The sequence below is a fragment of the Nocardia sp. NPDC024068 genome, assembly GCF_040638875.1.
GTDB lineage: Bacteria > Actinomycetota > Actinomycetes > Mycobacteriales > Mycobacteriaceae > Nocardia.
Genome location: NZ_JBEZYU010000052.1, coordinates 1 through 25,147, shown reverse-complemented (window position 1 = coordinate 25,147; position 25,147 = coordinate 1). Strand labels below are relative to the sequence as shown.

At 68.1% G+C, this 25,147-nt stretch carries 25 protein-coding genes; 12 read left to right on the top strand and 13 right to left on the bottom strand.

Annotation, left to right across the window (positions count from 1 at the left end):
* The first annotated feature begins 227 nt into the window (after positions 1–227).
* Positions 228–1,352 (top strand): serine/threonine-protein kinase, encoded by a 1,125-nt coding sequence (locus AB0F41_RS26195; protein WP_357428227.1) that lies wholly within the window; start codon positions 228–230, stop codon positions 1,350–1,352.
* Between the two features lie 16 nt (positions 1,353–1,368).
* Here AB0F41_RS26195 and AB0F41_RS26190 read toward each other — a convergent pair whose 3' ends face one another.
* Complete coding sequence (locus AB0F41_RS26190) at positions 1,369–1,830, bottom strand: MarR family transcriptional regulator (protein WP_357428225.1); 462 nt, start codon at positions 1,828–1,830, stop codon at positions 1,369–1,371.
* Between the two features lie 67 nt (positions 1,831–1,897).
* A complete protein-coding gene (locus tag AB0F41_RS26185) occupies positions 1,898–3,085 on the bottom strand; it encodes a hypothetical protein (RefSeq protein ID WP_357428223.1) in 1,188 nt (395 codons plus the stop codon).
* 322 nt (positions 3,086–3,407) lie between these two features.
* Between AB0F41_RS26185 and AB0F41_RS26180 the strand changes: the two genes are divergently transcribed.
* The 4 genes from AB0F41_RS26180 to AB0F41_RS26165 all read left to right on the top strand — a co-directional run bounded on the left by AB0F41_RS26180 (position 3,408) and on the right by AB0F41_RS26165 (position 6,873).
* Positions 3,408–4,262 carry a Bax inhibitor-1/YccA family protein gene (locus tag AB0F41_RS26180; protein ID WP_357428221.1) on the top strand — a complete coding sequence of 285 codons (855 nt, stop codon included), beginning with the start codon at positions 3,408–3,410 and terminating at the stop codon, positions 4,260–4,262.
* A gap of 146 nt (positions 4,263–4,408) precedes the next feature.
* Positions 4,409–4,963 (top strand): DinB family protein, encoded by a 555-nt coding sequence (locus tag AB0F41_RS26175; RefSeq protein ID WP_357428250.1) that lies wholly within the window; start codon positions 4,409–4,411, stop codon positions 4,961–4,963.
* Between the two features lie 265 nt (positions 4,964–5,228).
* Positions 5,229–6,410 (top strand): Fic/DOC family N-terminal domain-containing protein, encoded by a 1,182-nt coding sequence (locus tag AB0F41_RS26170; protein ID WP_357428219.1) that lies wholly within the window; start codon positions 5,229–5,231, stop codon positions 6,408–6,410.
* A 259-nt stretch (positions 6,411–6,669) separates the two neighbouring features.
* Positions 6,670–6,873: a cold-shock protein gene (locus tag AB0F41_RS26165; protein WP_039827715.1), complete on the top strand. Its 204-nt coding sequence runs from the start codon at positions 6,670–6,672 to the stop codon at positions 6,871–6,873.
* A gap of 306 nt (positions 6,874–7,179) precedes the next feature.
* Here the strand turns inward: AB0F41_RS26165 and AB0F41_RS26160 are convergent, their stop codons facing one another.
* The 3 genes from AB0F41_RS26160 to AB0F41_RS26150 all read right to left on the bottom strand — a co-directional run bounded on the left by AB0F41_RS26160 (position 7,180) and on the right by AB0F41_RS26150 (position 9,896).
* Positions 7,180–8,397, bottom strand: coding sequence for an acetyl-CoA C-acetyltransferase (locus tag AB0F41_RS26160; RefSeq protein ID WP_357428216.1), 1,218 nt, complete (start codon positions 8,395–8,397; stop codon positions 7,180–7,182).
* Positions 8,398–8,477: 80 nt separating this feature from the next.
* Entirely contained in the window at positions 8,478–9,350 is an 873-nt protein-coding gene (locus tag AB0F41_RS26155) for an SGNH/GDSL hydrolase family protein (RefSeq protein WP_357428214.1), read from the bottom strand.
* 84 nt (positions 9,351–9,434) lie between these two features.
* Positions 9,435–9,896, bottom strand: coding sequence for a hypothetical protein (locus tag AB0F41_RS26150; RefSeq protein ID WP_357428213.1), 462 nt, complete (start codon positions 9,894–9,896; stop codon positions 9,435–9,437).
* A gap of 102 nt (positions 9,897–9,998) precedes the next feature.
* Here AB0F41_RS26150 and AB0F41_RS26145 point away from each other — a divergent pair, with 102 nt between their 5' ends.
* Entirely contained in the window at positions 9,999–11,390 is a 1,392-nt protein-coding gene (locus AB0F41_RS26145) for a cystathionine beta-synthase (RefSeq protein WP_357428211.1), read from the top strand.
* Between the two features lie 106 nt (positions 11,391–11,496).
* Entirely contained in the window at positions 11,497–12,426 is a 930-nt protein-coding gene (locus AB0F41_RS26140; protein WP_357428209.1) for a hypothetical protein, read from the top strand.
* A gap of 51 nt (positions 12,427–12,477) precedes the next feature.
* On the opposite strand, the gene AB0F41_RS26135 is transcribed toward AB0F41_RS26140, so the two are convergent.
* From AB0F41_RS26135 to AB0F41_RS26125, 3 genes are all read right to left on the bottom strand, one after another.
* Positions 12,478–12,816, bottom strand: coding sequence for a DUF6401 family natural product biosynthesis protein (locus AB0F41_RS26135; RefSeq protein WP_357428207.1), 339 nt, complete (start codon positions 12,814–12,816; stop codon positions 12,478–12,480).
* A 92-nt stretch (positions 12,817–12,908) separates the two neighbouring features.
* Positions 12,909–13,421 carry a DUF4254 domain-containing protein gene (locus AB0F41_RS26130; protein WP_357428205.1) on the bottom strand — a complete coding sequence of 171 codons (513 nt, stop codon included), beginning with the start codon at positions 13,419–13,421 and terminating at the stop codon, positions 12,909–12,911.
* Between the two features lie 247 nt (positions 13,422–13,668).
* Positions 13,669–14,844, bottom strand: a complete 1,176-nt coding sequence (locus AB0F41_RS26125; RefSeq protein WP_357428203.1) for an acyl-CoA dehydrogenase family protein — start codon at positions 14,842–14,844, stop codon at positions 13,669–13,671.
* Between the two features lie 140 nt (positions 14,845–14,984).
* On the opposite strand from AB0F41_RS26125, the gene AB0F41_RS26120 reads away from it, so the two are divergent.
* The gene (locus AB0F41_RS26120) at positions 14,985–16,127 is read left to right on the top strand and encodes a cystathionine gamma-synthase (RefSeq protein WP_357428201.1); all 1,143 of its coding nucleotides are present in this window, start codon (positions 14,985–14,987) and stop codon (positions 16,125–16,127) included.
* A gap of 142 nt (positions 16,128–16,269) precedes the next feature.
* Here the strand turns inward: AB0F41_RS26120 and greA are convergent, their stop codons facing one another.
* Positions 16,270–16,764: a transcription elongation factor GreA gene (gene greA, locus AB0F41_RS26115; protein WP_357428199.1), complete on the bottom strand. Its 495-nt coding sequence runs from the start codon at positions 16,762–16,764 to the stop codon at positions 16,270–16,272.
* A 301-nt stretch (positions 16,765–17,065) separates the two neighbouring features.
* The gene (locus AB0F41_RS26110) at positions 17,066–17,581 is read right to left on the bottom strand and encodes a DUF4307 domain-containing protein (RefSeq protein WP_357428197.1); all 516 of its coding nucleotides are present in this window, start codon (positions 17,579–17,581) and stop codon (positions 17,066–17,068) included.
* Positions 17,582–17,702: 121 nt separating this feature from the next.
* On the opposite strand from AB0F41_RS26110, the gene mca reads away from it, so the two are divergent.
* Positions 17,703–18,569 (top strand): mycothiol conjugate amidase Mca, encoded by an 867-nt coding sequence (gene mca, locus AB0F41_RS26105; protein WP_357428248.1) that lies wholly within the window; start codon positions 17,703–17,705, stop codon positions 18,567–18,569.
* Positions 18,569–18,871: a hypothetical protein gene (locus AB0F41_RS26100; protein WP_357428195.1), complete on the top strand. Its 303-nt coding sequence runs from the start codon at positions 18,569–18,571 to the stop codon at positions 18,869–18,871. The genes mca and AB0F41_RS26100 overlap by 1 nt, the downstream gene beginning before the upstream one ends.
* Positions 18,872–18,986: 115 nt before the next feature.
* Here the strand turns inward: AB0F41_RS26100 and AB0F41_RS26095 are convergent, their stop codons facing one another.
* Positions 18,987–19,385, bottom strand: coding sequence for an NUDIX domain-containing protein (locus AB0F41_RS26095; protein WP_357428193.1), 399 nt, complete (start codon positions 19,383–19,385; stop codon positions 18,987–18,989).
* Between the two features lie 70 nt (positions 19,386–19,455).
* Here AB0F41_RS26095 and AB0F41_RS26090 point away from each other — a divergent pair, with 70 nt between their 5' ends.
* Entirely contained in the window at positions 19,456–21,501 is a 2,046-nt protein-coding gene (locus AB0F41_RS26090) for a thioredoxin domain-containing protein (protein WP_357428191.1), read from the top strand.
* A 148-nt stretch (positions 21,502–21,649) separates the two neighbouring features.
* On the opposite strand, the gene AB0F41_RS26085 is transcribed toward AB0F41_RS26090, so the two are convergent.
* Together AB0F41_RS26085 and AB0F41_RS26080 are read right to left on the bottom strand one after the other, a co-directional pair.
* The gene (locus AB0F41_RS26085) at positions 21,650–23,179 is read right to left on the bottom strand and encodes an adenylate/guanylate cyclase domain-containing protein (RefSeq protein ID WP_357428189.1); all 1,530 of its coding nucleotides are present in this window, start codon (positions 23,177–23,179) and stop codon (positions 21,650–21,652) included.
* A 65-nt stretch (positions 23,180–23,244) separates the two neighbouring features.
* A complete protein-coding gene (locus AB0F41_RS26080; protein WP_357428246.1) occupies positions 23,245–23,913 on the bottom strand; it encodes a hemolysin III family protein in 669 nt (222 codons plus the stop codon).
* A gap of 330 nt (positions 23,914–24,243) precedes the next feature.
* Here AB0F41_RS26080 and AB0F41_RS26075 point away from each other — a divergent pair, with 330 nt between their 5' ends.
* Entirely contained in the window at positions 24,244–25,032 is a 789-nt protein-coding gene (locus tag AB0F41_RS26075) for an isoprenyl transferase (protein WP_357428187.1), read from the top strand.
* The last annotated feature ends 115 nt before the right edge of the window (positions 25,033–25,147 follow it).

The window sequence follows — 25,147 nt, the reverse complement described above, 5'->3', positions numbered from 1 at the left end:
CCCACTTCCACGCCGGCGCCGGATGGCCGGATCGGCGCACCGAAGTGGTCGGCACCGCCCCAGCTACTTCCGATATCGAACATACATTCGATAGCCTAGTCGTGGAAAGCTGCCCCCGGAAGCCCATCGGGCACAGCTACGACCGAGTGTCGTGAACGCGGTCACCCGACCTGCGGTCCCGCTCCGAATCCGGCCAGCTACCACCGAATTCGGCTAGTCTCACTCCCATGATCGATCGCCCCCGTCCCATCGTCGGCCCGGATTATCTGGTGGCCGGCCGGTACCGCCTGCAGTCGAAGCTCGGCGGTGGCGGCATGGGGGCGGTATGGCTCGCCCACGACAGGTTGCTGAACCGCGATGTCGCCATCAAACAGGTGCTGTCCACGGCCGGGCTGGACGAAGCCGAGGCCCGCCGGGTCCGGGACCAGATCGTGCACGAGGGCCGGGTTGCCGCCAAGCTGTCCCATGAGCACGCCATCGCCGTCTACGACGTGGTGCTCGAGGCGGGGGAGCCCTGGCTGGTGATCGAGCATCTGCCCTCACGCAGTGTCGCCCGGGCGCTCGGCCTGGTGAGCACCCTCCCGGTGATCGAGGTGGCCCAGATCGGCGCGCAGGTGGCCGACGCGCTGGCCGCCGCCCACCACGTCGGTATCGTGCACCGCGATATCAAACCGGGCAATATCCTGGTGGCCGATCGCGGCCCGGGGGTCGGGATGGCGAAGCTGAGCGATTTCGGTATCTCCCGCAGTATCAACGAGGCCTCCGACGAACCGGACGGAATGATCACCGGTACGCCCGCCTACCTTCCCCCGGAGGTGGCCCGCGGCGCCCGCCCGACCGCGGCCAGTGATGTGTTCTCCCTCGGCGCCACCCTCTACACCGCCATCGAAGGGCAGCCGCCGTTCGGGATGGACGACGACAGCGACGCCATCGTCGAGCGTGCCGCCATGGCGCAGATCATCCCACCCAATCGCAGCGGGGTTCTGACCCGCGCGCTGCTGCATATGATGGAACCCGCCCCGCAGCGGCGCCCGACCATGGCGCAGGCGCGTGACGAAATCCTCGCCGCCGCTTTCGGTCCCGGCGCCGCAGACAATATCCTCGGCGCACCGGTACGTACCGAGGACGGCACGATTCCGGCCTGGGCGGCCCGTAACTCCGCCGCCGGGTTGCGCAGTCCCCGGTCCGGCCCGCTGCCCCGCCGTGCCCAGCCGCAGCAACCCGTCGCGACCGCTGTCGCGCCACCGGCCGGTCGTGGGCAATCCTCGCCGCCCAGCCCCACCGTGGCCGTCACCATCGGACTGCTGATCGGGTTGCTCATCATCGTCGTGATCCTCGTGCTGGTGATGTAGCCGGCGCCGATCCGGTTCAGCCGGGTAGCGTTCCACCGCTTCCGGATTCGTCGAGCAGCAGCGCGAGCATCTCCCGGAATTCCGCCACTCGTTCCGGTCCCAGGGCACGCGCCCAATCCTGTTCCACCGCGCCCATGCTGTCGCGCAGTACCCCGAACGCCGCCCGGCCGCGGTCGGTCAGGCAGACCAGCTTCGCCCGGCGATCGGTCGGATCCGCGGTCCGGACGAGATACCCGCCGCGCTCCAGCGTGCCGACCACCTGTGCGGTGGCCTGCCGGGTCACCCCGATCCGCGGTGCCAGCTCCGTGACCCGCTGCCCGCCCGCGAGCAGCGGCGGGAAGAGTTGCAGGGCATGCCGCGGATGCAGATCGGGCATTCCGGCGGCGGTGAACGCCGCGGCCAGCCGCACACTGGTGGCGCGGGTCAGCCGGTACAACAGCACGGACGGCGCGGCCGCCGCGGCGGTGAACTCGGTCATGGTGACCGATTCTCGCGGAACGAGGCGGGTGCCGGATGACGCGTCACCGCCACCCACGGTGGCGAGCTCACCGGATGGCCGGGCACACTCCGTCCGCATCCGCACTACCGGACGGGTAGGTGATCCGCGGGTAGTACGGACCCAGCACCGGTTCCGGATTCTCCGGGTCCGCACCCTGTACCGCGTTCGGAAAATCTCCGGAGGGCAGCATGTTCCGCATGATCAACAGCGTCTCGCCGGAATTCGCGGGCAGCCAGGCGACTCCGCACGCCGGGTCCGGCCGCTGCTCCGGTGCCGAGACCACGATCGTGTACTCGCCGTTCGCGTCGACCGGCAGTTCGTCGTCGACGAGGCAGCCGATAGTGCTGGTCGACGGGCCGTCGCCGGTGCACATCGACCAGTAGCGCAGCTGGGCGGCATCCATCCGGGCCGTGCCCGGGTAGGTGTCGGGAGTATCGGGCAGCCTGCCGCGAACCACCGCGGTGCGACCGGTATCCACCAGAGTCGCCAGGTATTTGTTGTCGGGGTTGGGGAACAGGCCGCCGCCTTCGCGGCCCGCCCACTGCGGGGCGTGCGGCGGCGGAACGGCCCGTCCGCCGAGCCGGGAGCGGCCCTGGGAGAACACCCCGTGCGGATCGGAAGCGCTGGTGCTCGTACCGCAGTCGGCGAGGTCGTAGGATCCGCCGCCGGCGGTGTGCACGGTGGTCCGGGGCAGGCCGGTGCCGCCCATCGCGTCCCGCCCGGCGTCGGGCCGGTAGACGCGGTACAGGACCGGGATCACGCCATTGGCGGGCCGGGCGTACAGAGTGTTGGGTTCGGGATTCGCCGGCCGCTCACCGGCCACGACCCGCACTGTGTAGGAGCGGTTCGCCGCCTGCCGGTCGGCCCCGTCCGGGAACGGGTTCACCGAACCGGCGTCCGGAGTGATCGACGTATCGGTGACCACGTCCGTGGCCTCCCCGAGCGCCGAATAGGTGACGAACGATATATAGCGCGCGTGCGGGAACTCGCCGCGCAGTGTCACACCGGCGCCGGGCGCGGCGGGTACGAGGGTCATCCAGTAGTTGGCGAAGGTGTCCGGGAAGGCGACGTTGAAGGTGTCTGCGTTGATGCGCGGGCTCCAGCCGCAGGTGATCTCCGGGGGTGCGGCCGTGGCGGGGGCGCTCAGCGCCGGGAAGGCGGCCGCGCAACCGGCTGCCACGGCCAGGGTGAGCGCCCGGACGCCGCGCCGATACCGGAGATCCCCTGGGAGCATGCCGCCTCGATTCGGTGTGGAGCGGAAGCCTGGCGGACCGATTATAGGCAAGGATCTTGCGTAATTGGATACGACACCCTGTGAACAGGTGATATCCGCATCCACCCAGGTCGCGCCCGGCAATCCCGCCGCATGTCATGACCCCGTCCGTGACTCATCGCGGCCCGACCGGCGGTAAGGTCCGGTTTGTCTGTCTTGCCGTCCCATCCGGGAACTCCGCCAGGGGTGGTGATCGTTGGATGGACAGTTGGATATCGAGTAACAGCTCGAGCCGACGGTCGTGCTCCGGTATGGCCAACGAACTCCGAGAAAGGGATTTGCGGTGCGCGCCACAAGCAATCCGGTATTCAAGAATCTGCCGAAGCAGGAAACCGGCTACGCGGGCTTCGGCTCGACCGCCGCCGGCGCGGGTCAGCTGGGTTACCAGTACGGCAACCAGCAGTATCCCCCGCAGTATCAGCAGCAGCCCTACCCGCAGGCGCCGACCCGGTCGCTGACCATCGACGACGTGGTCACCAAAACCGGTATCACGCTCGGCGTTCTCGCGCTCTCCGCGCTGGTCACCTACATCCTGACCAGCGCAAACAACGGCCTCGCGCCGCTGTTCGTCATCGCCGGCGGCATCATCGGACTGGTTCTCGTCCTGGTCGCCACCTTCGGTAACAAGGCCGACAATCCGGCACTCGTACTCTCCTACGCGGTCGCCGAAGGTGTCTTCGTCGGCGCCCTGTCGTTCATGTTCACCGATATCAGCTTCGGTGGCGCGGGCGGCGCGGGCATGATCGGCCAGGCCATCCTCGGCACCTTCGGTGTGTTCGCGGGCATGCTGGTCGTCTACAAGACCGGTGCCATCCGGGTCACCCCGCGGTTCACCCGCATGCTCATCGGCGCCATGATCGGCATCCTGGTCCTGGTCGTCGGCAACCTGATCGCGAGCTTCTTCACCGACGGCGGCTTCGGCCTGCGCGACGGCGGCCCGGTCGCGATCATCTTCAGCCTGGTGGTCATCGCCATCGCCGCGTTCAGCTTCCTGCTGGACTTCGATGCTGCCGACCAGCTCATCCGCGCCCAGGCCCCGCCGAAGGCGGCCTGGGGTGTGGCGCTCGGCCTGACCGTCACCCTGGTCTGGCTCTACGTCGAGATCCTGCGCCTGCTGAGCTACTTCCAGAGCGACTAGTAGCAGCCGCAACTGTCCGAAGACGGTCCTCGCTCCGGCGGGGGCCGTCTTCGTGTCTCCGGACCGGGCGTTTCCGGGCAGTGTTCGGAGGCAGCGAAAACCGGTTGTCCGCGGCGGTCGGAATGGACAGTGTGGACGCCATGAGCCTGGACTGGAATGCCGAGATAAGAGGCCAGCTGGAAACGCATTGGTCGAGACAGCTACGCACCCGGCTGAACGGGCTCACCGACGAGGAGTACTTCTGGGAGCCGGTACCCGGGATGTGGACGGTTCGTCCCGCGGACGGTGGGTTCACCTGTGACTTCGCGATACCGCCGCCCGACCCCGCCCCCGTGACCACCATCGCGTGGCGGCTGGGGCATGTGATCGTCCTGCTGGAGGCGGGACTGGAGCGATTCGGTCATCCGCCCGTCGATTTCGCCTCGTTCCGCTACGCCGGGACGGCAGCGGCGGCATTGGAGCAGCTCGACACCGCCTACCAGGCGTGGATCGTCGGTGTCGCGGGTCTCGGTAGCACCGGGCTGGCCGAGCCGGCGGGACCGCCGGACGGCATGCTCGCCGACTGGTCGACTGCGGGAATCGTGCTGCACACGCACCGGGAACTACTGCATCACGGCGCGGAGATCGCATTGCTACGGGACTTCTATCGAGCCGGTCTGGGTTCACCTACGAGCCGGTCGGCGCCGCCGGCCGGCTCGTAGTATCGGGGGGCGACACCGCCTGCCGAATCTCACTCTCCAGGGTGAGGACGGTTCCGGGGAACGGCCCCGATCATGCTGGGTATGGGCCGAGGCAGTGTTGTTCACGCATCACGGGCACGATTGGGCGGCAGGTGGCGGGTCGTGTCGGCGGTGGCCGCATGCGCGGTAGCGCTGTCCGGTTCCGGATCCATGCTCATGCCGATCAGTGGTATTTCGACGCCGAAACGCCGCAACAATCTAACTAAACTGCCATTAGAGTTAGATTGTGCGCCTCGAAATCTTCGCCAACAGCCCTACTGGTGTGCTTGTTCCGATAGGCGGGACAGACCCCCGATGGGGTGAGTGGTCGCATGTTGCCTATGTGCCGGGCCCCCTTCCGAACGAAACGCCCGCACTCGGCGTTCGAACGTTCAACACGGTCGCCAAGGCCCGAGCAGCGCTGGCCGCGCTCGACGCATCAGCGCGGCAACTCCCGAACCCGGCACTGCTGAGGCAGCCCACGCTCCGCCAAGAGGCTCAGAGCACCTCCGCGCTGGAAGGCACCTACGCGCCGCTCGAAGACGTTCTCGGGGTGGACGCCGACGAGCAGCCCGCAGACGCGACCATGCGCGAAGTGTTCAACTACGTTGTCGCCGCGGACCATGCATTTCGATGGATAGAGGAGGGTCGGGCGCTGACGGTGGGCCTGCTCGAATCCCTTCAGGGGATCTTGGTCGGCGGCACGGCTGCCGACACCGACCAGGCCGGCCGGATCCGGACTACCCAGGTGGTCATCGGAAGCCATCGTGGTGCACGTGTGCACGATGCGCGCTTCATCCCTCCTCCCCCCGGGATCGACCTGGAAGCACAGGTTCGCGATCTCACCGATTGGGTCATGCGCCCCAATGACGAAATCGACCCCTTGATCATGGCGGGCATGGCGCACTATCAGTTCGAGACCCTGCACCCGTTCAACGACGGGAACGGCCGTATCGGCAGGCTGCTCATCGTGCTCCAGTTGCACCGGTCGGGGGTTCTGTCGGAACCTACGCTCACGGTGTCGCCCTGGTTCGAAGCCAGACGGGCCGAATACTACGACCGGCTTCTCGCTGTCAGCGCGGCAGGCGACTGGGATGGCTGGATCCGATTTTTCGCCGAAGGAGTCGCGGCGGCCGCGAACGCCACGGCCACACAGCTCACAGACCTGATCCGGGTGCAGAACGCGTTGAAGGCTCGGGTGCGCGGCGCCGGTTTCCGCGCGGAGAACGCCGTCCGCCTGATCGATTACGCACTCGAACAGCCGATCTTCACCGTTCGTAATGTGCAGCGGCACCTCGGCGTGACTTACAACAGAGCCAACAAACTCGTCGGGCAACTTGCCGATATCGGCATCCTGCACCAGCATGGAGAAAGCTCCTACGGACGGCGCTTCACCGCGCCGGAAGTGCTCGCCGTCCTGCTGCGCTGATGCTTCGGAGCGGCCGTCGAAAGCTGGTCCGAAGCGGGTCGTCCGGGCGCTGAACGGGAGCGTTTGGCCAGGTCGCAGAGCCCGGCTACCCGGCCGCACCGGCTGCTCACAACCGCTGCCGGCCATCTTCCGAACAGCCTTGCCGGGCGTGCGCTACCTCACCTTTTCGAGAAGTGGCGGCCGGTCTGTGGCATGCTGGACGACGGGTACGGGTTGTTGATGTGATCGCTCGGCTCGCAACAGGAAGTAAAATAACAGTATGTCGCAAGGCAGTGTGAAGTGGTTCAACGGCGAAAAGGGCTTCGGGTTCATCGCGCAAGACGGTGGCGGTCCTGACGTTTTCGTCCACTACTCCGCTATTTCCGGCTCCGGCTTCAAGTCTCTCGATGAGGGACAGCGCGTCGAGTTCGATATCGAGCAGGGCCAGAAGGGCCCGCAGGCTCAGAGCGTCCGCGCCATCTAGGAGCTGACCAATTAGGAAGCCCGCGCTACGGCGCGGGTTTCTTGCTTTCCGGGTGCAGTCCGGGCAGCCGATCCTTGTTTCGTTACGCGGTAGCGGCGAGCCCGGCCCGCTCGCACAGATCTACGACCTCCGCGCGCATGCCCGGGAGTGACGCGAAACGGCCCTCGGACCACGAATAGAACATTTCGTGATCCGAGAGCCGCGACCGGCCTATCGAGGACAGCCGACCGGAGCCGACTCCGGCCCTCGTCCGCCGGACCGTTCACCTCCGAGGTCGGGCCCCCACCCGCGCCGGAGGCGGCAGCATCAGCTCAAGCGTTCGATGATCATGGCCATGCCCTGACCGCCGCCGACGCACATGGTCTCCAGGCCGAACTGCTTGTCGTGGGTCTGAAGGTTGTTGATGAGGGTGGCGGTGATGCGGGCGCCGGTCATACCGAACGGGTGGCCCAGCGCGATGGCGCCGCCGGAGACGTTCAGCTTGTCCAGGTCCATACCCAGTTCCCGGGCCGAGCCCAGGACCTGCACGGCGAAGGCCTCGTTGATCTCGTAGAGGTCGATATCACCGATGGTCTTACCGGCCAGCTTCAGCGCCCGGCGGACGGCCTCGATCGGGCCCAGACCCATGATCTCGGGGGACAGGCCGGAGACACCGGTGGACACGATGCGGGCCAGCGGGGTCAGGCCCAGTTCCTTGGCCTTGGTATCGCTCATGACGACCAGGGCCGCCGCGCCGTCGTTGAGCGGGCAGGCGTTACCGGCGGTAACCGTGCCGTCGGGGCGGAAAACCGGCTTGAGCTGGGAGATCTTCTCGTAGGTGGTGCCGGCGCGGGGGCCGTCGTCGGTGGAGACGACGGTGCCGTCGGGCAGGGTCACCGGGGTGATCTCACGTTCGAAGAAGCCCGCCTTGATGGCTTCTTCGGCGCGATTCTGCGACCGCACGCCCCAGTGGTCCTGATCTTCGCGGGAGATGCCGGTGAACGACGCGACGTTCTCGGCGGTCTGGCCCATGGCGATGTAGACGTCGGGGATGTTGTCGTCGGTGCGGGGGTCTTTCCAGGCGACGCCACCCTGCGCGGAGGTCGCGGTGCGCTCTTCGGCGGTGCCGAACGCCGGGTTGTGGGTATCGGGCCAGCCGTCGGCGGTGCCCTTGGGGAAGCGGGACACGGTTTCCACACCGGCGGAGATGAACGCGTGGCCCTCGCCGGCCTTGATCGCGTGGAACGCCATCCGGGTGGTCTGTAGCGACGAGGAGCAGTACCGGTTGACGGTGGTGCCGGGCAGATAGTCGTAGCCGAGCTGGGTGGCGACGACCTTGGCGATGTTGAATCCGGCTTCACCGGCCGGCTGCCCGCAGCCGAGCATGAGATCGTCGATATCGGCGGGCGACAGCGCGGGTACCTTGTCCAGCGCGGCGCGGACCATCTGGGTGGCGAGGTCGTCGGGCCGCATGCTCACAAGGGATCCCTTGTTGGCCCGGCCGATGGGGGAACGAGCAACGGAAACGATGACGGCCTCAGGCATGAGGACTCCTTAGTCGAGGAGTAGTGCCCGTGCCGGACCGGCCGGACCGAGCGCTACTCACGGGTACGATCCTCTCGAATCTACGTCCCGGTCGGCCGCGGGGAAATATCCGCGGTGGCCATATCCCGATCACCGAGCGCGGCCAGCAGTTCCGGCAGCAGATGTGTGGCGGCCAATGCGTAGCCCGCGGCGGACGGATGGAAGCCGTCGGCGGAGAACAATTGCTCCGGGGCGGCGCGGAAATCTTTGCCCAGCAGGGTGCCCATCGCCACCGGGTGACCACCGGCGGCCCGGGTGGCGCCGGTTTGTGCGCGGGCGAGCCGGACACTCCACCGGTGCACGACGGTACGCAGGGGTTCCGGGATGGCGGTGACGCTGCCCAGGTCGGGGCAGGTGCCGACCACGACCACGCTGCCCGCTCCGTGCAGGCGGCTGACCGCCGCGCCCAGCCGTTGCGCGGACCGTCCGATGGAATGTTTCTTGGTGACGTCGTTGGCGCCGATGAGGATCACCGCCGCGTCCGGTGGCGGACCTGCGACGAACATCGCGTCCACCTGACCGGCGAGCCCCTTGGAGGTGGCCCCGGAGATGGCCTTGGTGCTCAACCGGATCCGCTGCCCGGTGGCATCGGCCAGGCCGCGCGCGATCCGTACGCCGAGCACCTCGGCGGCGGTCCGGCAGCCCAGACCGGCGGCGGTGGAGTCACCGAATACCATCAGGTGGAGGTCGGCGTGCTTGCCGTTGCGCCAGGTCTCGTATCCGTGCGGTGCGTAGATCCCGTCGGCTTCCGGCGGTTTGGAGGTGTCGCGCCCGATCATGCCGCGCGCGGTACCGGCCTGGGTGGTGAGCAGCCGATAGGTGGCCCACGACGCGGTGCCCGCCCCGGAGCCGAACAGCGTGGCCGCGGCGCCGGCCACTACGGCCGTGCGCCATCCGATCCGTGTCTCGCCCATGTGCAGCGATTTTATTGGCGACTCCGGTGTCGCGCGAGGTATGCGCGGCGGTCTCCGCGGTTGCGTTCGTTTCGCGGCCGGGAACTACGCCGGGACGACGAAACTGCCGTGCGCCGGAACGCTCGCGTGGTTCGTGGTGACCGTGACGTCCACCCGGCCCGGGCCGGTGTTCTGGAACAGGGAGTACTGGATACTGCCGTAGATCCCGGTCACCACGTTGTTCACATAGCTGCCGGTGGCGCCGGTGTCGAGATTGCGCCAGGACACCGTGGTCAGCACCTCGCACAGCGGCGCGAAGGGATGCACGCCCGGGCCGATACCGGTGACCGGGTCGGCCCTGACGTTGATGATCGCGCGGCCCGGCCACTGTGGTCCGGTGTCGGCCCAGGTGCGGATGCTCGTTCCGCACAGCCCGCCGTAGGCGAGCGTGGGGACGTTGGGCAGCGACACGGTGGCGGCACCGGCCGGTGCCCCCGGCGCGGCGATCAGCGCGAACGCCGAACCGGCCAGAATCGCGGTGGCGCGCGCGAACTTCGGCAGCCTCATAGCTTCCAGATCCTAGAGGTTCGGGCGCGCGGCCGCCGGATTTGCGCGCGGCGGTCAGGACCACACCGCGGTCTCCGGCAACGCCTCTGCAACGATGGGGGTATGCGCATTGCGGATCATGTCGTGGACCTCATCGGTAACACCCCGCTGGTCCGGTTGAACTCGGTCGCGCCCACGGGCGCGGGGCTGGTGGCGGCCAAGATCGAGTACCTGAACCCGGGCGGTAGCTCCAAGGACCGGATCGCGGTGAAGATGATCGAGGCGGCCGAGAAGTCGGGTGAGCTGCGTCCCGGCGGGACCATCGTCGAACCCACCTCCGGCAATACCGGCGTCGGTCTGGCCCTGGTGGCGCAGCGGCGCGGCTACCACTGTGTATTCGTCTGCCCGGACAAGGTCAGCGAGGACAAGCGCAACGTGCTGCGTGCCTACGGCGCGGAAGTGGTGGTGTGCCCGACCGCGGTGCCCCCGGACCACCCCGACAGCTACTACAGCGTTTCCGACCGTCTGGTGCAGGAGATCGACGGCGCCTGGAAACCGGACCAGTACTCCAACCCCGGCGGCCCGGACAGCCACTACGAGACCACCGGTCCCGAGATCTGGCGTGATACCGAGGGCACGGTGACCCATTTCGTCGCCGGTGTCGGCACCGGCGGCACCATCACCGGCGCCGGTCGCTATCTCAAGGAGGTGTCGGGCGGCAAGGTGAAGGTCGTCGGCGCCGATCCCGAGGGTTCGGTGTACTCCGGTGGGACCGGCCGGCCGTACCTGGTGGAGGGCGTCGGCGAGGATTTCTGGCCCACGGCCTACGATCCGGCGATCCCCGACGAGATCATCGCCGTTTCCGACGCGGATTCCTTCGATATGACCCGCCGCCTGGCCCGTGAGGAGGGTCTGCTGGTCGGCGGTTCGTGCGGTATGGCGGTTGTCGCGGCCCTCGAGGTGGCGCGGCGCGACCCGGAGGCCGTGGTGGTGGTTCTGCTGCCCGACGGCGGGCGCGGGTATATGTCGAAGATCTTCAACGACCAGTGGATGAGCTCCTACGGGTTCCTGCGCACCCCGCTGGACGGATCCACCGCCGAGACGCTGGTCGGCGATGTGCTGCGCGGGAAGTCGGGGGAACTGCCCGATCTGGTGCACACCCATCCGTCGGAGACCCTGCGCGACGCCATCGAGATTCTGCGGGAATACGGGGTCTCGCAGATGCCGGTGGTGGGTGCGGAGCCGCCGGTGATGGCCGGTGAGGTGGCGGGCAGCGTTTCCGAACGGGATCTGCTGTCGGCGGTGTTCTCCGGAAAAGCCCATCTCACCGATTCGGTGGCCCAGCATATGAGCCCGTCGTTCCCGCTGATCGGTTCCGGCGAGCCGATCTCGGCCGCCACCAAAGCGTTGTCGGATACCGACGCACTCATGGTTGTCGAGGACGGTAAACCGGTCGGCGTGATCACTCGCCACGATCTGCTGGGCTTTCTCAGCACCGGCAGGTCCGCTCGATAGCAATTATTCCGCAATCGCAGGTTCGGCCAGTTCTCCCGGGGTATAACGAGCTGTACGCCGTTCGTGGCAAATGCCACGTTCGTTCGGAGAACGAAGGGAAGGGCTTGTGCGAACCTCGAGTTTGGCAATCGATTTCCAGCAGGGATTCTCTGACGCGTGGAGCTCGATCGCGACATTTGTCCCCAAGCTTCTGGGCTTCCTGGTCATCCTGCTGATCGGCTGGATCATCGCCAAGGTGGTCGAGAAGATCGTCGACAAAGTTCTCGAGCGGGTAGGTTTCGATCGGCTCGTCGAGCGCGGTGGGATCCAGCGGATGCTGTCGCGCAGCAAATACGACGCATCCGACCTCCTCGGGAGACTGGCCTTCTACGCGATTCTGCTGATCGCGCTGCAGATGGGTTTCGGTGTCTTCGGTCCGAACCCGGTGAGCAACCTGATCAACGGGATCGTCGCGTGGCTGCCGCGGCTGGCGGTCGCCATCCTGATCGTGGTGGTCGCGGGTGCGATCGCGCACGCGGTCAGCGATCTGGTGAGCAACGCACTCGGCGGGCTGAGCTACGGCCCGATGATCGGGCGGATCGCGTCGGTGTTCATCTGGGGTATCGGCATCATCGCCGCGCTGAACCAGATCGGGGTGGCCACCGCGGTCACCACGCCGGTGCTGATCGCCGTGCTCGCCACTCTGGGCGGAATCCTGGTGGTGGGTGTCGGCGGCGGTCTGGTGCGTCCGATGCAGCAGCGCTGGGAGTCCTGGCTCCACGGCCTGGAGGAGGAGATGCCCGCCATGCGCGGGCACGCGGAGGCCTATCAGCGCGGGCGTGAGGACGCGTCCCGGGAACGGCAGCGGATGCCGCAGCAGGCGCCCGGCGGGCGCCCGGCGGAATGGGATCAACCGCAGCCCGCGCAGGGCGGTTTCCGGGGTGAGCCGGACGAGTTCGGTCAGCAGATGCCGGGCAGTGACTATCGCCAGCAGTACGGCAACCCGTACGGCGGTGAGCCGCCCTACGGGGGCGGTGAACCGCGCCACCTCAGGTAGTCGCGGGTCTCTTTCCGCCGTGAGCCGCCTCGGCTCACGGCGGAAAGCTGTTTACGCGGCCGGATGCCCGGTCTGCAGGCAGGCCCCGGCCAGTCGCAGCTGCAACCAGTCGGCGGTGGCCCAATCCGCGGGTGTGGCGATCGGCGTGGTCATATCGTCCATCAGCCCGCGCATATACCCGGCCAGCAGCACGGTCTGCGATACCTCTTCGCCCGTGCCGACGCCCAGATCGAGGATGTCGCGTACCGCGGCGGCATGCTGATCCAGCTCCGCGATCAGACCGGGGAGCTCGGCGGCCGCGGCCTGTGCCGGGGCGCCGTGGGTTCGGTACATCCCCTCGAGGAATCGACGAGCGGAAGCTTCGAACAGACGGGGACCCGGGACGAACATGACACAATGGTAACAATATCTGCCGATATATCGTCTTGTGATATATCGCGCAACTTTGCCGTGATATTCGCGGGATTCTCCGGGTAAAGGCGTCAGGCGCGGCGCCGCACCGGCGCCGCGCCGGTCACCAGATCAGTCCATTCGTCCGCCAGCAGGGCCAGCCGGTACCAGGCCGCGTGCACCCGATCGTCGGATACGCATTCGGAATTGTGCAGCAGATGGTTGGCGTGCACATGGGCGGCGGCCATCCGGTCGATGGTCATGCCCAGCGAACCGGTGCGCAGCCGGCGCCCCCGCTGTTCGGCGATTTCGGCGCATACCCAGCGATCGATCAGTTCCACGACCTCGGCCCGGCGGCAGTCGATACCCGCCGTCGCCAGCGGATCGCCGTGCCGGCGCCGATGGAGGTCGGCGAGGGCCTGGGCCCAGACCAGGAGTGGCTGGCCGGAACGAGGATCGCCCGGGTAGGTGAAGGCGGCCACCAATTCGCGCTGATCGGGTAATCGGTAGTGGCGCTCGCGTGAATTCCGCACGGCTTTCACACCGACGGTTTTGGTCGTGATGGGCGGCCGTCTATTACCCGGCCCGGGCGATTGCGAGCTCATAACGCACCTCCGTATGAAAACACCCGGACGTTTCCCGACCCGTTCCAGGTGCGCTTATCAGGGTGCGCTGCCGGCCCGGCCACTGGGTGACACCGAGATGGCTCGAGGGTGACGGTTGGTAACAATGTCCTCCGACGGCGGATGTGCCGTGTGTGAGGTGCCGCCGGATGCGCCGTTGTGACGTGTTGCGCAGGCCGTCGGCAACAGCGGGTGAATATCGCCGGAATGCGGAGTGATTGTCGCCGCGTCAGCGGAAGGCGGCGGTATCGGTGAGTGCCTTACCCAGCACCAGCTGATGGACCTCGGCCGTCCCCTCGTAGGTGAGCACCGATTCGAGGTTGTTCGCGTGCCGCAGCACCGGATAATCCAGCGTGATGCCGTTGGCACCCAGAATGGTGCGGCATTCCCGGGCGATGGCGAGTGCCTCGCGGGAGCTGTTCAGCTTTCCGGCGCTCACCTGTTCGGAGGTGAGGGCGCCGCGATCCTTCAACCGGCCCAGATGCAGTGCCAGCAGCTGTCCTTTTCCCCATTCCAGCGCCATATCCGCCAATTTCGCCTGCGTCAGTTGATACGCGGCGAGGGGTTTGTCGAAAACCTCGCGAGTTCGTGAATATTCTATGGTCGCGGTCAGGCAGTCGCGGGCGGCGCCCAATGCGCCGAAAATGATTCCGAACCGGGCCTCCCCCAGACACGACAGCGGCGCGGCGAGCCCGGCGGCGCCTGGCAGGACCGCGTCGGCGGGCAACCGGACCTCGTCCAGATCCAGCTCGGCGGTGATCGAGGCGCGCAGCGACAGCTTCCCCTTCATCTCCCTGGCCGTGAATCCGGGAGTCTCCGCCGGTACCAGGAAGCCGCGGACCCGATTCCGCCCGTCGACCTCCACCTGCGCCCACACCACCGCGATATCTGCCACCGAACCGTTGGTGATCCACATCTTCGACCCGTTGAGCACCCAGTCGTCGCCGTCGCGGCGCGCCCGGGTGCGCATACCGCCGGGGTTGGAGCCGAAATCCGGTTCGGTGAGCCCGAAGCAGCCCAGGGTCTGACCCGCGGCCATATCGGGCAGCCACTGCTGTTTCTGTTCCTCGGACCCGAACGAGTGGATGGCCGTCATCGCCAGCGACCCCTGGACCGATACCAGCGAGCGCAGGCCGGAATCGGCCGCCTCCAGTTCGGCGCAGGCCAGGCCGTACGCGGTCGCGGGCAGTCCCGGGCAGCCGTAGCCGTCCAGATGCATCCCCAGGACGCCCATCTTCCCGAGTTCCGGGGCGATCTCGCGGACCGGGAAGACACCCGCCTCGAACCACTCCGCGATATGGGGCCGCACCCGCCGTTCGGTGAAGGCGGCCACGGTATCGCGGATCTCCCGTTCCTCGGCGGTGAGCAGGGCATCGGTCGAGAACAGTTCGGCCACGGTGAGCATGGGCCCAAGGGTAATCGCGACGGGTCCGGCGAACGCCGGTCTCGTGAGCGGAGCGGGACGCCGGCCTCGTGAGTGGATCTCCGCCACGCCGGACCCGACCGGCGTGCGGAAGCGCGGAGACCGACCTCTAGGGTGGGGCTATGAGCGAGCTGGGCTTCACCACCAGGGCTGTGCACGCCGGATACGAACCCGATCCGCAAACCGGCGCGGTCAATGTGCCCGTGTACGCCAGTTCCACATTCGCCCAGGACGGAGTGGGCGGGATGCGCGGCGGGTACGAGTACGCCCGCACCGGCAACCCGACCCGGACGGTCCTCGAGGCAAATCTGGCGGCCCTCGAATCCGGCCGCCACGGCCGGGCGTTCGCCTCCGGGATGGCCGCCACCGACTGCGCGCTGCGGGCCATGCTGCGGCCCGGCGACCATATCGTCATCCCCGACGACGCCTACGGCGGCACCTTCCGGCTGATCGACAAGGTGTTCACCGAATGGGGCATCGAACACTCCCCGGCCGCGGTCACCGATGTCGACGCGATGCGCGCCGCGATCCGGCCCAACACCAAGCTGATCTGGGTGGAATCGCCCACCAATCCGCTGCTCAATATCGGTGATATCCCGGCGCTCGCCGATATCGCGCACACCTCGGGCGCGAAACTGGTCGTCGACAACACCTTCGCCACCCCGTACCTGCAGCAGCCGTTGCTGCTCGGCGCGGATGTGGTGCTGCATTCGACCACCAAATACCTGGGCGGTCACTCCGATGTGATCGGCGGCGCGCTGATCACCGACGACGCCGAACTCGATTCCGCGTTCGCGTTCCTGCAGAACGGCGCCGGCGCCGTCCCGGGTCCGTTCGACGCGTTCCTCACCCTGCGCGGAACCAAAACGCTGTCGCTGCGGATGGATCGGCATTGCGACAACGCCGAGACCCTCGCCGAATTCCTGACCCGGAATCCGGCGATCACGCAGGTCATCTACCCCGGGCTGCCCGAGCATCCCGGCCACGCGGTCGCCGATAAGCAGATGCGCCGCTTCGGCGGGATGATTTCGGTGCGGCTGGCCGGCGGCCCCGACGCCGCCCGCGATCTCTGCGCACGGACGAAGGTGTTCACCCTGGCCGAATCGCTGGGCGGGGTGGAGTCGTTGATCGAGCATCCCGCGGCTATGACACATGCCTCCACGGAGGGGTCCGAACTCGAGGTTCCGGCCGATCTGGTAAGGCTATCGGTGGGTATCGAGGATATCGCCGACCTGCTGACCGACCTCGAACAAGCCCTGAACTGACCGGACCGGACCGCCGTGCGGTCCGGAGACCAGGAGATATACGCCGGAAATGAACAAGCGGCCGGATCCGGGACATCGGATGCGGCCGCTTGTGTCAGCACCGGTCCGGGCCGCGGCCTGCGCGGCGGCCCGAGCGCCGGTCTCAGCTGTGGTAGGGCTCCGCGCTGACCAGCGTCACCTTCATGGTGTTGCCGTTGGGCAGCGTGTACTCACGGGTCTCGCCCACCTTGGCGTCGATCAGCGCGCCACCCAGCGGCGAGCTGGGGGAATAGGTCTCCAGATCCGGATTGCCCAGACCTTCCTCGCGGGTCGCGATCAGGAAGGTTTCGGTGTCGTCTTCGTCACCGTCGTAGTAGACCTTGACAACCGACCCCGGCAGCGCGACGCCGGACTTGGTGGGCGCCACGCCGACCTTGGCGTTGTTCAGAAGTTCCTGCAGCTGCCGGATGCGGGCCTCCTGCTGGCCCTGCTCTTCACGGGCCGCGTGGTAGCCGCCGTTCTCCTTGAGGTCGCCTTCTTCGCGGCGCTCGTTGATCTCTGCGGCGATGACCGGACGATTGGCGATGAGCGCGTCGAGTTCGCCCTTGAGCCTGTCGTGCGACTCCGGAGTCAGCCAGGTCACTTGGGTCTCAGTCATCTCGATCACTCCCTAGTAGTTGTCCCCGGCAGGCCGGGATTCCCTGATCACTGCGGCACAACCCGCCGTGGGCAGGCATGCATCAGCCGACGGCTATCGCGATCTGCGGGAAACTTCGGAGAACCCCGACAGGTCTGACGCCGGGACTCTCACGCCGACCCGGTGTCGACCGCGCTGGCCGCCAATGCAGCAAACACGGCTCCGAGCCCCGGAACCGTGTGTGAAGCCATTTTAGCATGAATCATAAAAAGGCAGGTCGGAGAAGTTTTTACCGGCAAGTCCCCGCTAAAAGGCGGTGCCGCTATCCCGTTCTCAGGTATCCGGGGACGTTGTCGGTGCAGGTGTAGATCGCGGCGGAGGACGGTGGCTCACTGGTCTCGATCACCGTGTCCACCCGGACCGTCTCCTCCTCGCCCGACGGTTCGACCACCACCTCCCGGCGGCCCACCTCGGTGAGGTCGCGGGCCATCGCGCGGACCACGCAGACCACCGGCTGCGTGGGGTCGGCGCGGGTCAGCCGGATACGCAACTCCACCGAGGAATCGTCGATCACCGTGTAGCCGAGTTGCTCGGATTCGATGTCCTTCGGGCCGAATTGCTTCCAGCCGAGGTAGGCGACACCGATACCGGCCAGCACCACCACCGCCGTGAGCGCGGCACCCCACCGGCGCAGATTCGTCCGGCCGCCCCGGCTCCGGCCGTACCGGTCGGCGTACCGGTCAGCGGCGGATTCCGGGGAGGTCGCGGTGCCCGCGGCGGTGCCCTCGGAAGCCGTCGTCGAACCGGTGCGCGGGGTTTCCGGCGTGGGCTCGGTCATGATTTCGTGCTCCCGGGGGGTAGGTCGGAACAGATTCGGTCCAGATGGAACTATAGGTAATGAAGTCCGACCACCCGCGACCGAGAGCGACGGTGAACGAGAAGTGAGTGGCCTTCGCCTCATGGCGGTGCACGCCCACCCCGACGACGAATCCAGTAAAGGTGGTGCCACCACCGCCCGGTACGCCGACGAGGGACATGAAGTCCTGGTCGTCACGCTGACCGGTGGTGAACGCGGCAGTATCCTCAATCCGGCGATGGATACGCCGGGTGTGCTGGAGCGTATGAACGAGATCCGGCGCGAGGAGATGGCGGCCGCGGCCGCCGCGCTCGGGGTGCGGCAGACCTGGCTCGGGTTCATCGACTCGGGGTTGCCCGAGGGCGATCCGCTGCCGCCGCTGCCCGAGGATTCGTTCGCGCTGGTCCCGCTCGACGAGGCCACCGAGGCGCTGGTGCGGGTGGTGCGTGAATTCAAACCGCATGTCATCACCACCTACGACGAGATGGGCGGCTACCCGCACCCCGACCACATCCGGTGCCATGAGGTATCGGTGGCCGCGTTCGAGGCTGCGGGAGATCCCGGGAAGTTCCCCGATGCCGGTGCGCCGTGGACTCCGCTGAAGCTGTACTACGACCACGGCTTCACCATCCGCCGGATGGAGGTGTTCGCCGAGGAGTTCGCCAAGCAGGGTGAACCCTTCCCGTTGCAGGAATGGCTGGATCGGTCCCGCAAGTACGCGGTGGAGCGCGGTGACATCATGGCGCGGGTGACCACACAGGTCGAATGCGGCAAGTACTTCCCGCGCCGCGACGACGCGTTGCGCGCGCACGCCACCCAGGTCGATCCGAACGGCGCGTTCTTCGCCATCCCGGTGGAAATGCAGCAGCGGCTGTGGCCGACCGAGGAGTTCGAACTGGCCCGGACCAGGGTGCGCACGGATATCCCGGAGACGGACCTGTTCGCCGGTATCACCGACGAGCACCGCTGATGCCCGTGTCCCAGCTCCCCGCCCTCACCGCCACGCTGCTGGCGCAGACTCCGGGCACCCCGACCGGCCCGGAGTTCGGCAAGGCGTCCCCGCTCGGTCTGGCCGTGGTCCTGATCCTGCTGATCGGCACGTTCCTGCTGGTCCGTTCGATGAACAAACATCTGAAGAACCTGCCGGAGACGTTCGAACCCGAACATCCGGAACCGGATCAGGAGGCCGACGAAGGTACCGATCCGGGTATCGCGCGGCGGCCGGAGTCGACCACCAACGGCGCCTCCGGGGACGGTGACCGGCCGAGCTGACAGGACCCGGAGCGCGGCTCGGTGGCATCACGGCGGCGAGGCATCACTCCTGCGCGGGCACACCGGTAGCAGGGCGGCCGGTCCCGCTGTGCCAGTGCGGGTGTGCGCCGGACCCTCACCAGTCGATCAGGCCGAGTTCGTGCAGCCGCCGGAAAACCAGCAGTGATCCGGGCGCGACCTCGGGCATGGCCGCGTATTCACCCCCGGTGAAGTAGCGGAACTCGGCGATCTCGCCCGCCGGGCGCGGATCCGCGCCGATATCGGCCAGGAAACACGTCATATGCAACTGGGTTCCCGCGGCGTGCCCGTACGCTTCGGCGCGGAAGACGCCGAGTTCGGTCACCGCGTCGACACCGACGCCGAGTTCTTCGCGGATCTCGCGGTGCAGGGCCTGTAGCGGGCTCTCCCCGGGATCGATTTTGCCGCCCGCCATATAGAACACCGTCTTTCCGGCCGAGCGGGTCTGGATCAGGCGACGGTCGCGGATATGGGCCAGGGCGGCGGTTCTGATCACCCGTCCACGGTAGGAGCCGGAGCGCCCGCGGTGCTCGGCAGGTGGGCGGTACGCGTGAGAGGGTGGAAGTGTGAACCGGCTCGGAAACGCGACCTCCCCGTACCTGCGCCAGCACGCGGACAATCCGGTGCACTGGCGGGAATGGGATGCCGGCGCGCTCGCGGAAGCCGCGGCGCGCGATGTGCCGATTCTGCTGTCCATCGGGTACGCGTCCTGTCACTGGTGCCATGTGATGGCCTACGAATCGTTCGCCGACGAGGCCACCGCGGCGCAGATGAACGACGAGTTCGTCTGCATCAAGGTCGACCGGGAGGAACGCCCCGACCTGGACGCGGTGTACATGAACGCGACCGTCGCCATGACCGGGCAGGGCGGCTGGCCGATGACCTGCTTCCTCACCCCGACCGGGGAACCGTTCTACTGCGGCACCTACTACCCGAAGGCGCCCCGGGGCGGGATGCCCTCGTTCACCCAGTTGCTCACCGCGATCACCGATACCTGGCGTAACCGCCGCGCCGATGTCGACACCGCCTCCGAACAGGTCGCCGAGGCGCTGCGCGCCCAGGCCGGCGGTATCCCGCGATCCGAACTCACTGTCACCGCCGAGCTGCTCGATCACGCTGTCGCCGCGGTGGTGAGCGATTTCGACCCGGCGCACGGCGGTTTCGGCGGGGCCCCGAAATTCCCGCCCTCGGCACTGCTGGAGGGTCTGCTACGCAGCTGGGAACGCACCGGCGATCCGGAGGTCCGCGCCGTGGTGGACCGCACCGCGGAGGCGATGGCCCGCGGCGGTATCTACGACCAGCTGCGCGGCGGTTTCGCCCGCTACTCGGTGGACGCGGCCTGGGTGGTCCCGCATTTCGAGAAGATGCTCTACGACAACGCGCAGCTGGTGCGGTTCTATGCGCATCTCGCGCGCCGCACGCCGGGCGATCCGCTGCCGCGCCGGATCACCGAGGAACTGGTGTCGTTCCTGTTCGACGATCTGGCCACCGCGCACGGCCTGGCCTCCGGCCTGGACGCCGACACACATGTGGAGCCCGGCCTGCCCGGTGTGGAGGGCGCGACCTATGTGTGGAACCCCGCCGAGCTGATCGGTGAACTCGGTCCGATCGAAGGCGCCTGGGCCGGGGAAGTCTTCGGCGTCACGACGGCGGGCAACTTCGAACAGGGCAGTTCGGTGCTCACCCTGGCGCGCGACCCGCAGGAACCGGAGCGGTTCGAACGGGCCCGCACCGCGCTGCGCGCGGCTCGCGGCCGGCGCCCGCAGCCCGAACGTGACGACAAGGTGGTGACCGCCTGGAATTGCATGGCCGTCATCGCGCTCTGCGAGGCCGCCCAGGCGCTGGACCGCCGCGATTGGTTCGACGCCGCCCACGAGTTGTCCCGGGTGATCCTGGACGTCCATATGGCCGGTGACCGGGTACTGCGCGCCTCGCTCGGAGGAGTGCCCGGAGCGGCGCCGGGGGTGCTCGAGGACTACGCCTGGCTGGCCACCGCGCTGCTGGCACTGCATCAGTACTCGGGGTCGGCCGGCTGGCTGCCCGATATCCACCGCGTCCTGGATACCGCGATCACCCATTTCGCCGACCCGCAGGAACCCGGCAGCTGGTTCGATACCGCCGACGACGCCGAAACCCTGATCGCCCGTCCCCGTGATCCCATCGACGGCGCCACCCCGGCCGGGGCGTCGGTCCTGGCCGAGGCGCTGCTCACGGCCTCCGCCGTGGCCGAGCCCGAGCGGGCCGGCCGCTACCGCGAACTTGCCGAGCAGACCCTGGCCCGTGGCGCGGTGGTGCTGGCGAAGGCACCGCGATCGGCCGGGCAGTGGCTCACCGTCGCCGAGGCCGCGCTCCGCGGGCCGCTGCAGGTCGCGATCGCCACCACTCCGGGTGAGGAACCGGTGGGCGATGCCGAACTGCTGGCGGCGGTGCGCGACCACGCGCCCGGCGGGACGATCGTGATCCGCGCCGCCGCGGACACGGTTCCGCTGCTGGCCGGCCGTCCCGCGGCCGAGGACACCGCGGCCGCGTACGTCTGCCGCGGGACCGTATGCGACCTGCCGGTCACCACACCGCAGGAGCTGCGCGCGGCCTTGTCACGGGCGGCCGGATAGCCCGGTCGACCCGATAGGCCGATAGCCCGGGCGGCAGCTCCGGATCGGTCGAGCGGGTAGCCGAGGTCGTGGCCTCGGCGCGGCGTGAGCAGGGATCGGGTGCGCGGCGGGTCGATACCGGCGGAGCGAAACAGCCGGACGCCCGCACCTAGACCGGCGCCTCCGGCTCGATATCGGTCCACGAGGGCTCGGGTTCGCTGATACCGCGCAGGGCGACGGACCCGTACTTCACCCACCTCGCCCGCTCCTCGTCGGCCGCGGCGTCGATCACGCTCTGCGAGACCAGTACCCGCCGCGGGACCTCTTTGGCCCGGGTGGTGAGCCGGGCGGCGGCGTTCACGGCGTCGCCGATCACGGTGAACTCCCGGCGCGTATCGGTGCCCACATCGCCGGCGAAAACCCGCCCCCGGGCCACCCCGATCCCGATATCGAGTTCACCCGCCGCCAGCACCTCGTCCCGGATACGCCGCGCCGCGCGCAGGGCGGGGGTCGCGTTGTCCGCCAGCGCGATCGGGGCGCCGAAGATACAGAGGGCCGCGTCGCCCTCGAACTTGTTGACCAGACCGTCGTTGTCCTCGGTCGCGGCCACCACCGTCGCCAGCAGCCGGTTGAGTTTGGCGACGAATTCCTGCGGCGGCAACCCGGTCGAGATCGCGACCGAACCGGTGACGTCGACGAACAGCGCCGAGACCTCGCGGACATCGCCGGTGAGATCGACACCGCCGGCCAGCGCCCGTTCGGCCACCTCCTCGCCGACGTGACGGCCGAACACATCCCGCATGCGCAACCGTTCGCGCAGGTTGGCCGACATCTCGTTGACCGAATGCTCCAACCGGCCGATCTCGCTGGCACTGCCCACCGGCACCCGGACATCCAGATCGCCCCGGGTGATCCGGTCCACCGCGATCCGCAGCATCCGCAGCGGTGTCGCCACGGCGCGGGCCAGCGCGGCGGTGGCGAGCACCCCCACCGCGAGACTGATGGCCGCCAGATAGATACCGGTGCGGATGCGGTGGTCCTCGGAGGTGGCCGGATCTGCCAGCACCACGATCAGTGCGCTCAGCGGCATCGCGCCGGATACCGCCCACGCCAGCACGACCCGGGCGAACACCGAGGAACTCCAGTGCATGGTCGCGCCGAGCACCCCGGCCACGATGGGCACCACGGGCCGGATCAGCCGGTCGACGATCAGATATGTGAGGCCGGCCGATTCCAGCCCGCCGATGGTGAACATGGCCAGCAGGACCGTGAAATCGTTCTCGGGAGTGAACCGGGCCAGCAGGGACGCCGAGAGCACCACCCCGGGCGCCCACATCACCAGCGACCGCATCGTCACTCCGGCCGGCAGATGCAGTAGCCGCCGTGCTTCCTCGGGCGTGGGCTTTCCGGAACGGTCGAACCACGCGAAGTACGCGTCGCGGTCGCGGATCGCGAGGCCGATACCGATCAGGAAGGCGACCACCGGATAGATCGAGACGGTGATCAGCCCGCGGGCCAGGTCGTCGCCGAGCCGCCCGGGGAATCCGATGAGGATGAGCTGGGTGGCGATCACCGCCAGACCGCTGAGGTGGGCGGCGATGACCATCGTCGCCAGCCCCCAGCGGGCCCGCACGGACCACAGCATGACCCGCGAGACCGCTCCGGAGCGCGGCCGGAGCCGCCCGGTGATATCGGTCATCCCGAACTACCCACCGTGGCCGCGGTAGCGCAGGCGGCCGGTATCGAAGGACACGAAAGAGCAGCCTAGTCGAGCAGGACCAGCCATACGGCCGCGTAATGGCAGAGCGCGGCGAGCACGGTCGCGGCGTGGAAGAACTCGTGGTGGCCGAACGTGCTCGGCCAGGGGTTGGGCCAGCGGGTGGCATAGAGCACCGCGCCGACGCTGTAGGCCAGCCCGCCCGCGACCAGCAGGATCACCGCGGGCAGCCCGACCGAGCGGTACAGTTCGCCACCCACCGGGACGACCGCCCAGCCGAGCAGCAGATACAGCGGGACACCCACCCAGCGCGGTGCGTGCGGCCACAGCAGTTTCAGCGCGACACCGGCCAGCGCCCCCGCCCAGACCACCACCAGCAGAATGCGGCCGGTGCGGCCGGGCAGCCCGAGCAGTGCGAACGGCGTATAGGTGCCGGCGATGAACAGGAAGATCATCGAATGGTCGGCGCGTTTCATCCGGACCCGTGCGCGGACGGTCGTCCAGGTGATGCGGTGATAGGTCGCGCTCACCCCGAACAGTGCGCAGATGGTGAGCCCGTAGACGAGGGTCGCGACGACCGCGGTTGTCGATACCGTCGTCGCGGCGGCGACCAGCGCGACCACCGCCAGCGCCGCGAATCCGGTGGCCCAGGCGTGAATCCAGCCGCGCATCCGGGGTCTGGTCAGGACGGCGAGCGAGTCGGCCGGATTGGGTATCGGATCCTCGACGGCGGTGTCGGTCGGCGGCGCCTGATCGAGGGCGGTGCCCGGCGGATCGCCGTCGCCGGAATCCTGGTGGGGGCCGATGGGGGCCGAGTCGGACACGAAACCTCCTGGTCGACAGTGCGCGAGCCGCTCGGGCGGCGCGGGTCCGGACGGGTGCCCTGCTCCCGGCGGCGCCTCGTCGCGCCGCCGGGAGTGGTCTGAACCGGCGGGTAACCTACGCAAGCGTAGGTTTCTCGGTTGTCACTGTACCGGCTCGACGCGCCGGACGGGTGCCGACCGCATCGGCCACAAGTACAGAGGAAACCCGGAAAAGGCGTACTGTTGGGCGTCGTGGAATTTCCGAGTCGGCTGCGGGGCTTTCCGTATCGCATCTACGAGGCCCGTCTGGCCAAGCAGCTTGCGGATAAACAGCATCCGCGCCACGTCGCGGTGGTGTGCGACGGCAACCGCCGCTGGGCCCGGGAGAACGGGTTCACCGATATCACCCACGGGCACCGGGTGGGCGCCCTCAAGGTCGCCGAACTGGTCAGCTGGTGTCAGTCCGAGGGGATCGAGCTGGTCACCGTGTACCTGCTCTCCACGGAGAACCTACGCCGCGGCCAGGAAGAACTGGAAACCCTTTTCGAGGTCATCACCGATGTCGTCGAAGAGCTGGCCGCCCCGGAACAGAACTGGCGGGTCCGTATCGTCGGCACCCTCGACGGCCTCCCCGAACTCGTCGCCAAACGGATGAGCACCGCCACCGAACGCACCCGCGAACGCACCGGAACCCACGTCAACGTCGCCATCGGCTACGGCGGCCGCCAGGAAATCGCCGACGCCGTCCGCCAGCTGGTCCGCCAGGAGATCGCGGCCGGGGAAACCGGCGAGGACCTCGTCCAGTCGATCACGGTCAACGCGATCGGCCAGCATCTCTACACCTCCGGCCAGCCCGACCCCGACCTGGTGATCCGCACTTCCGGCGAACAACGCCTCTCCGGCTTCCTGCTCTGGCAGAGCGCCTACTCCGAAATCTGGTTCACCGAGGTCTACTGGCCCGAATTCCGCCGAGTCGACTTCCTACGCGCCCTCCGCGACTACGCCGCCCGCCACCGCCGCTACGGAACGTGAGACGTGATACTGGAGCTGTAATTTTGGAGCGGCTCCGCCGCTCGAGGGTGGGGCCCTATTAACCCGGTTCTTCACTCCCGCCGGTCGGTCGCTGCGCTCCCTCCCTCTGGTCGCT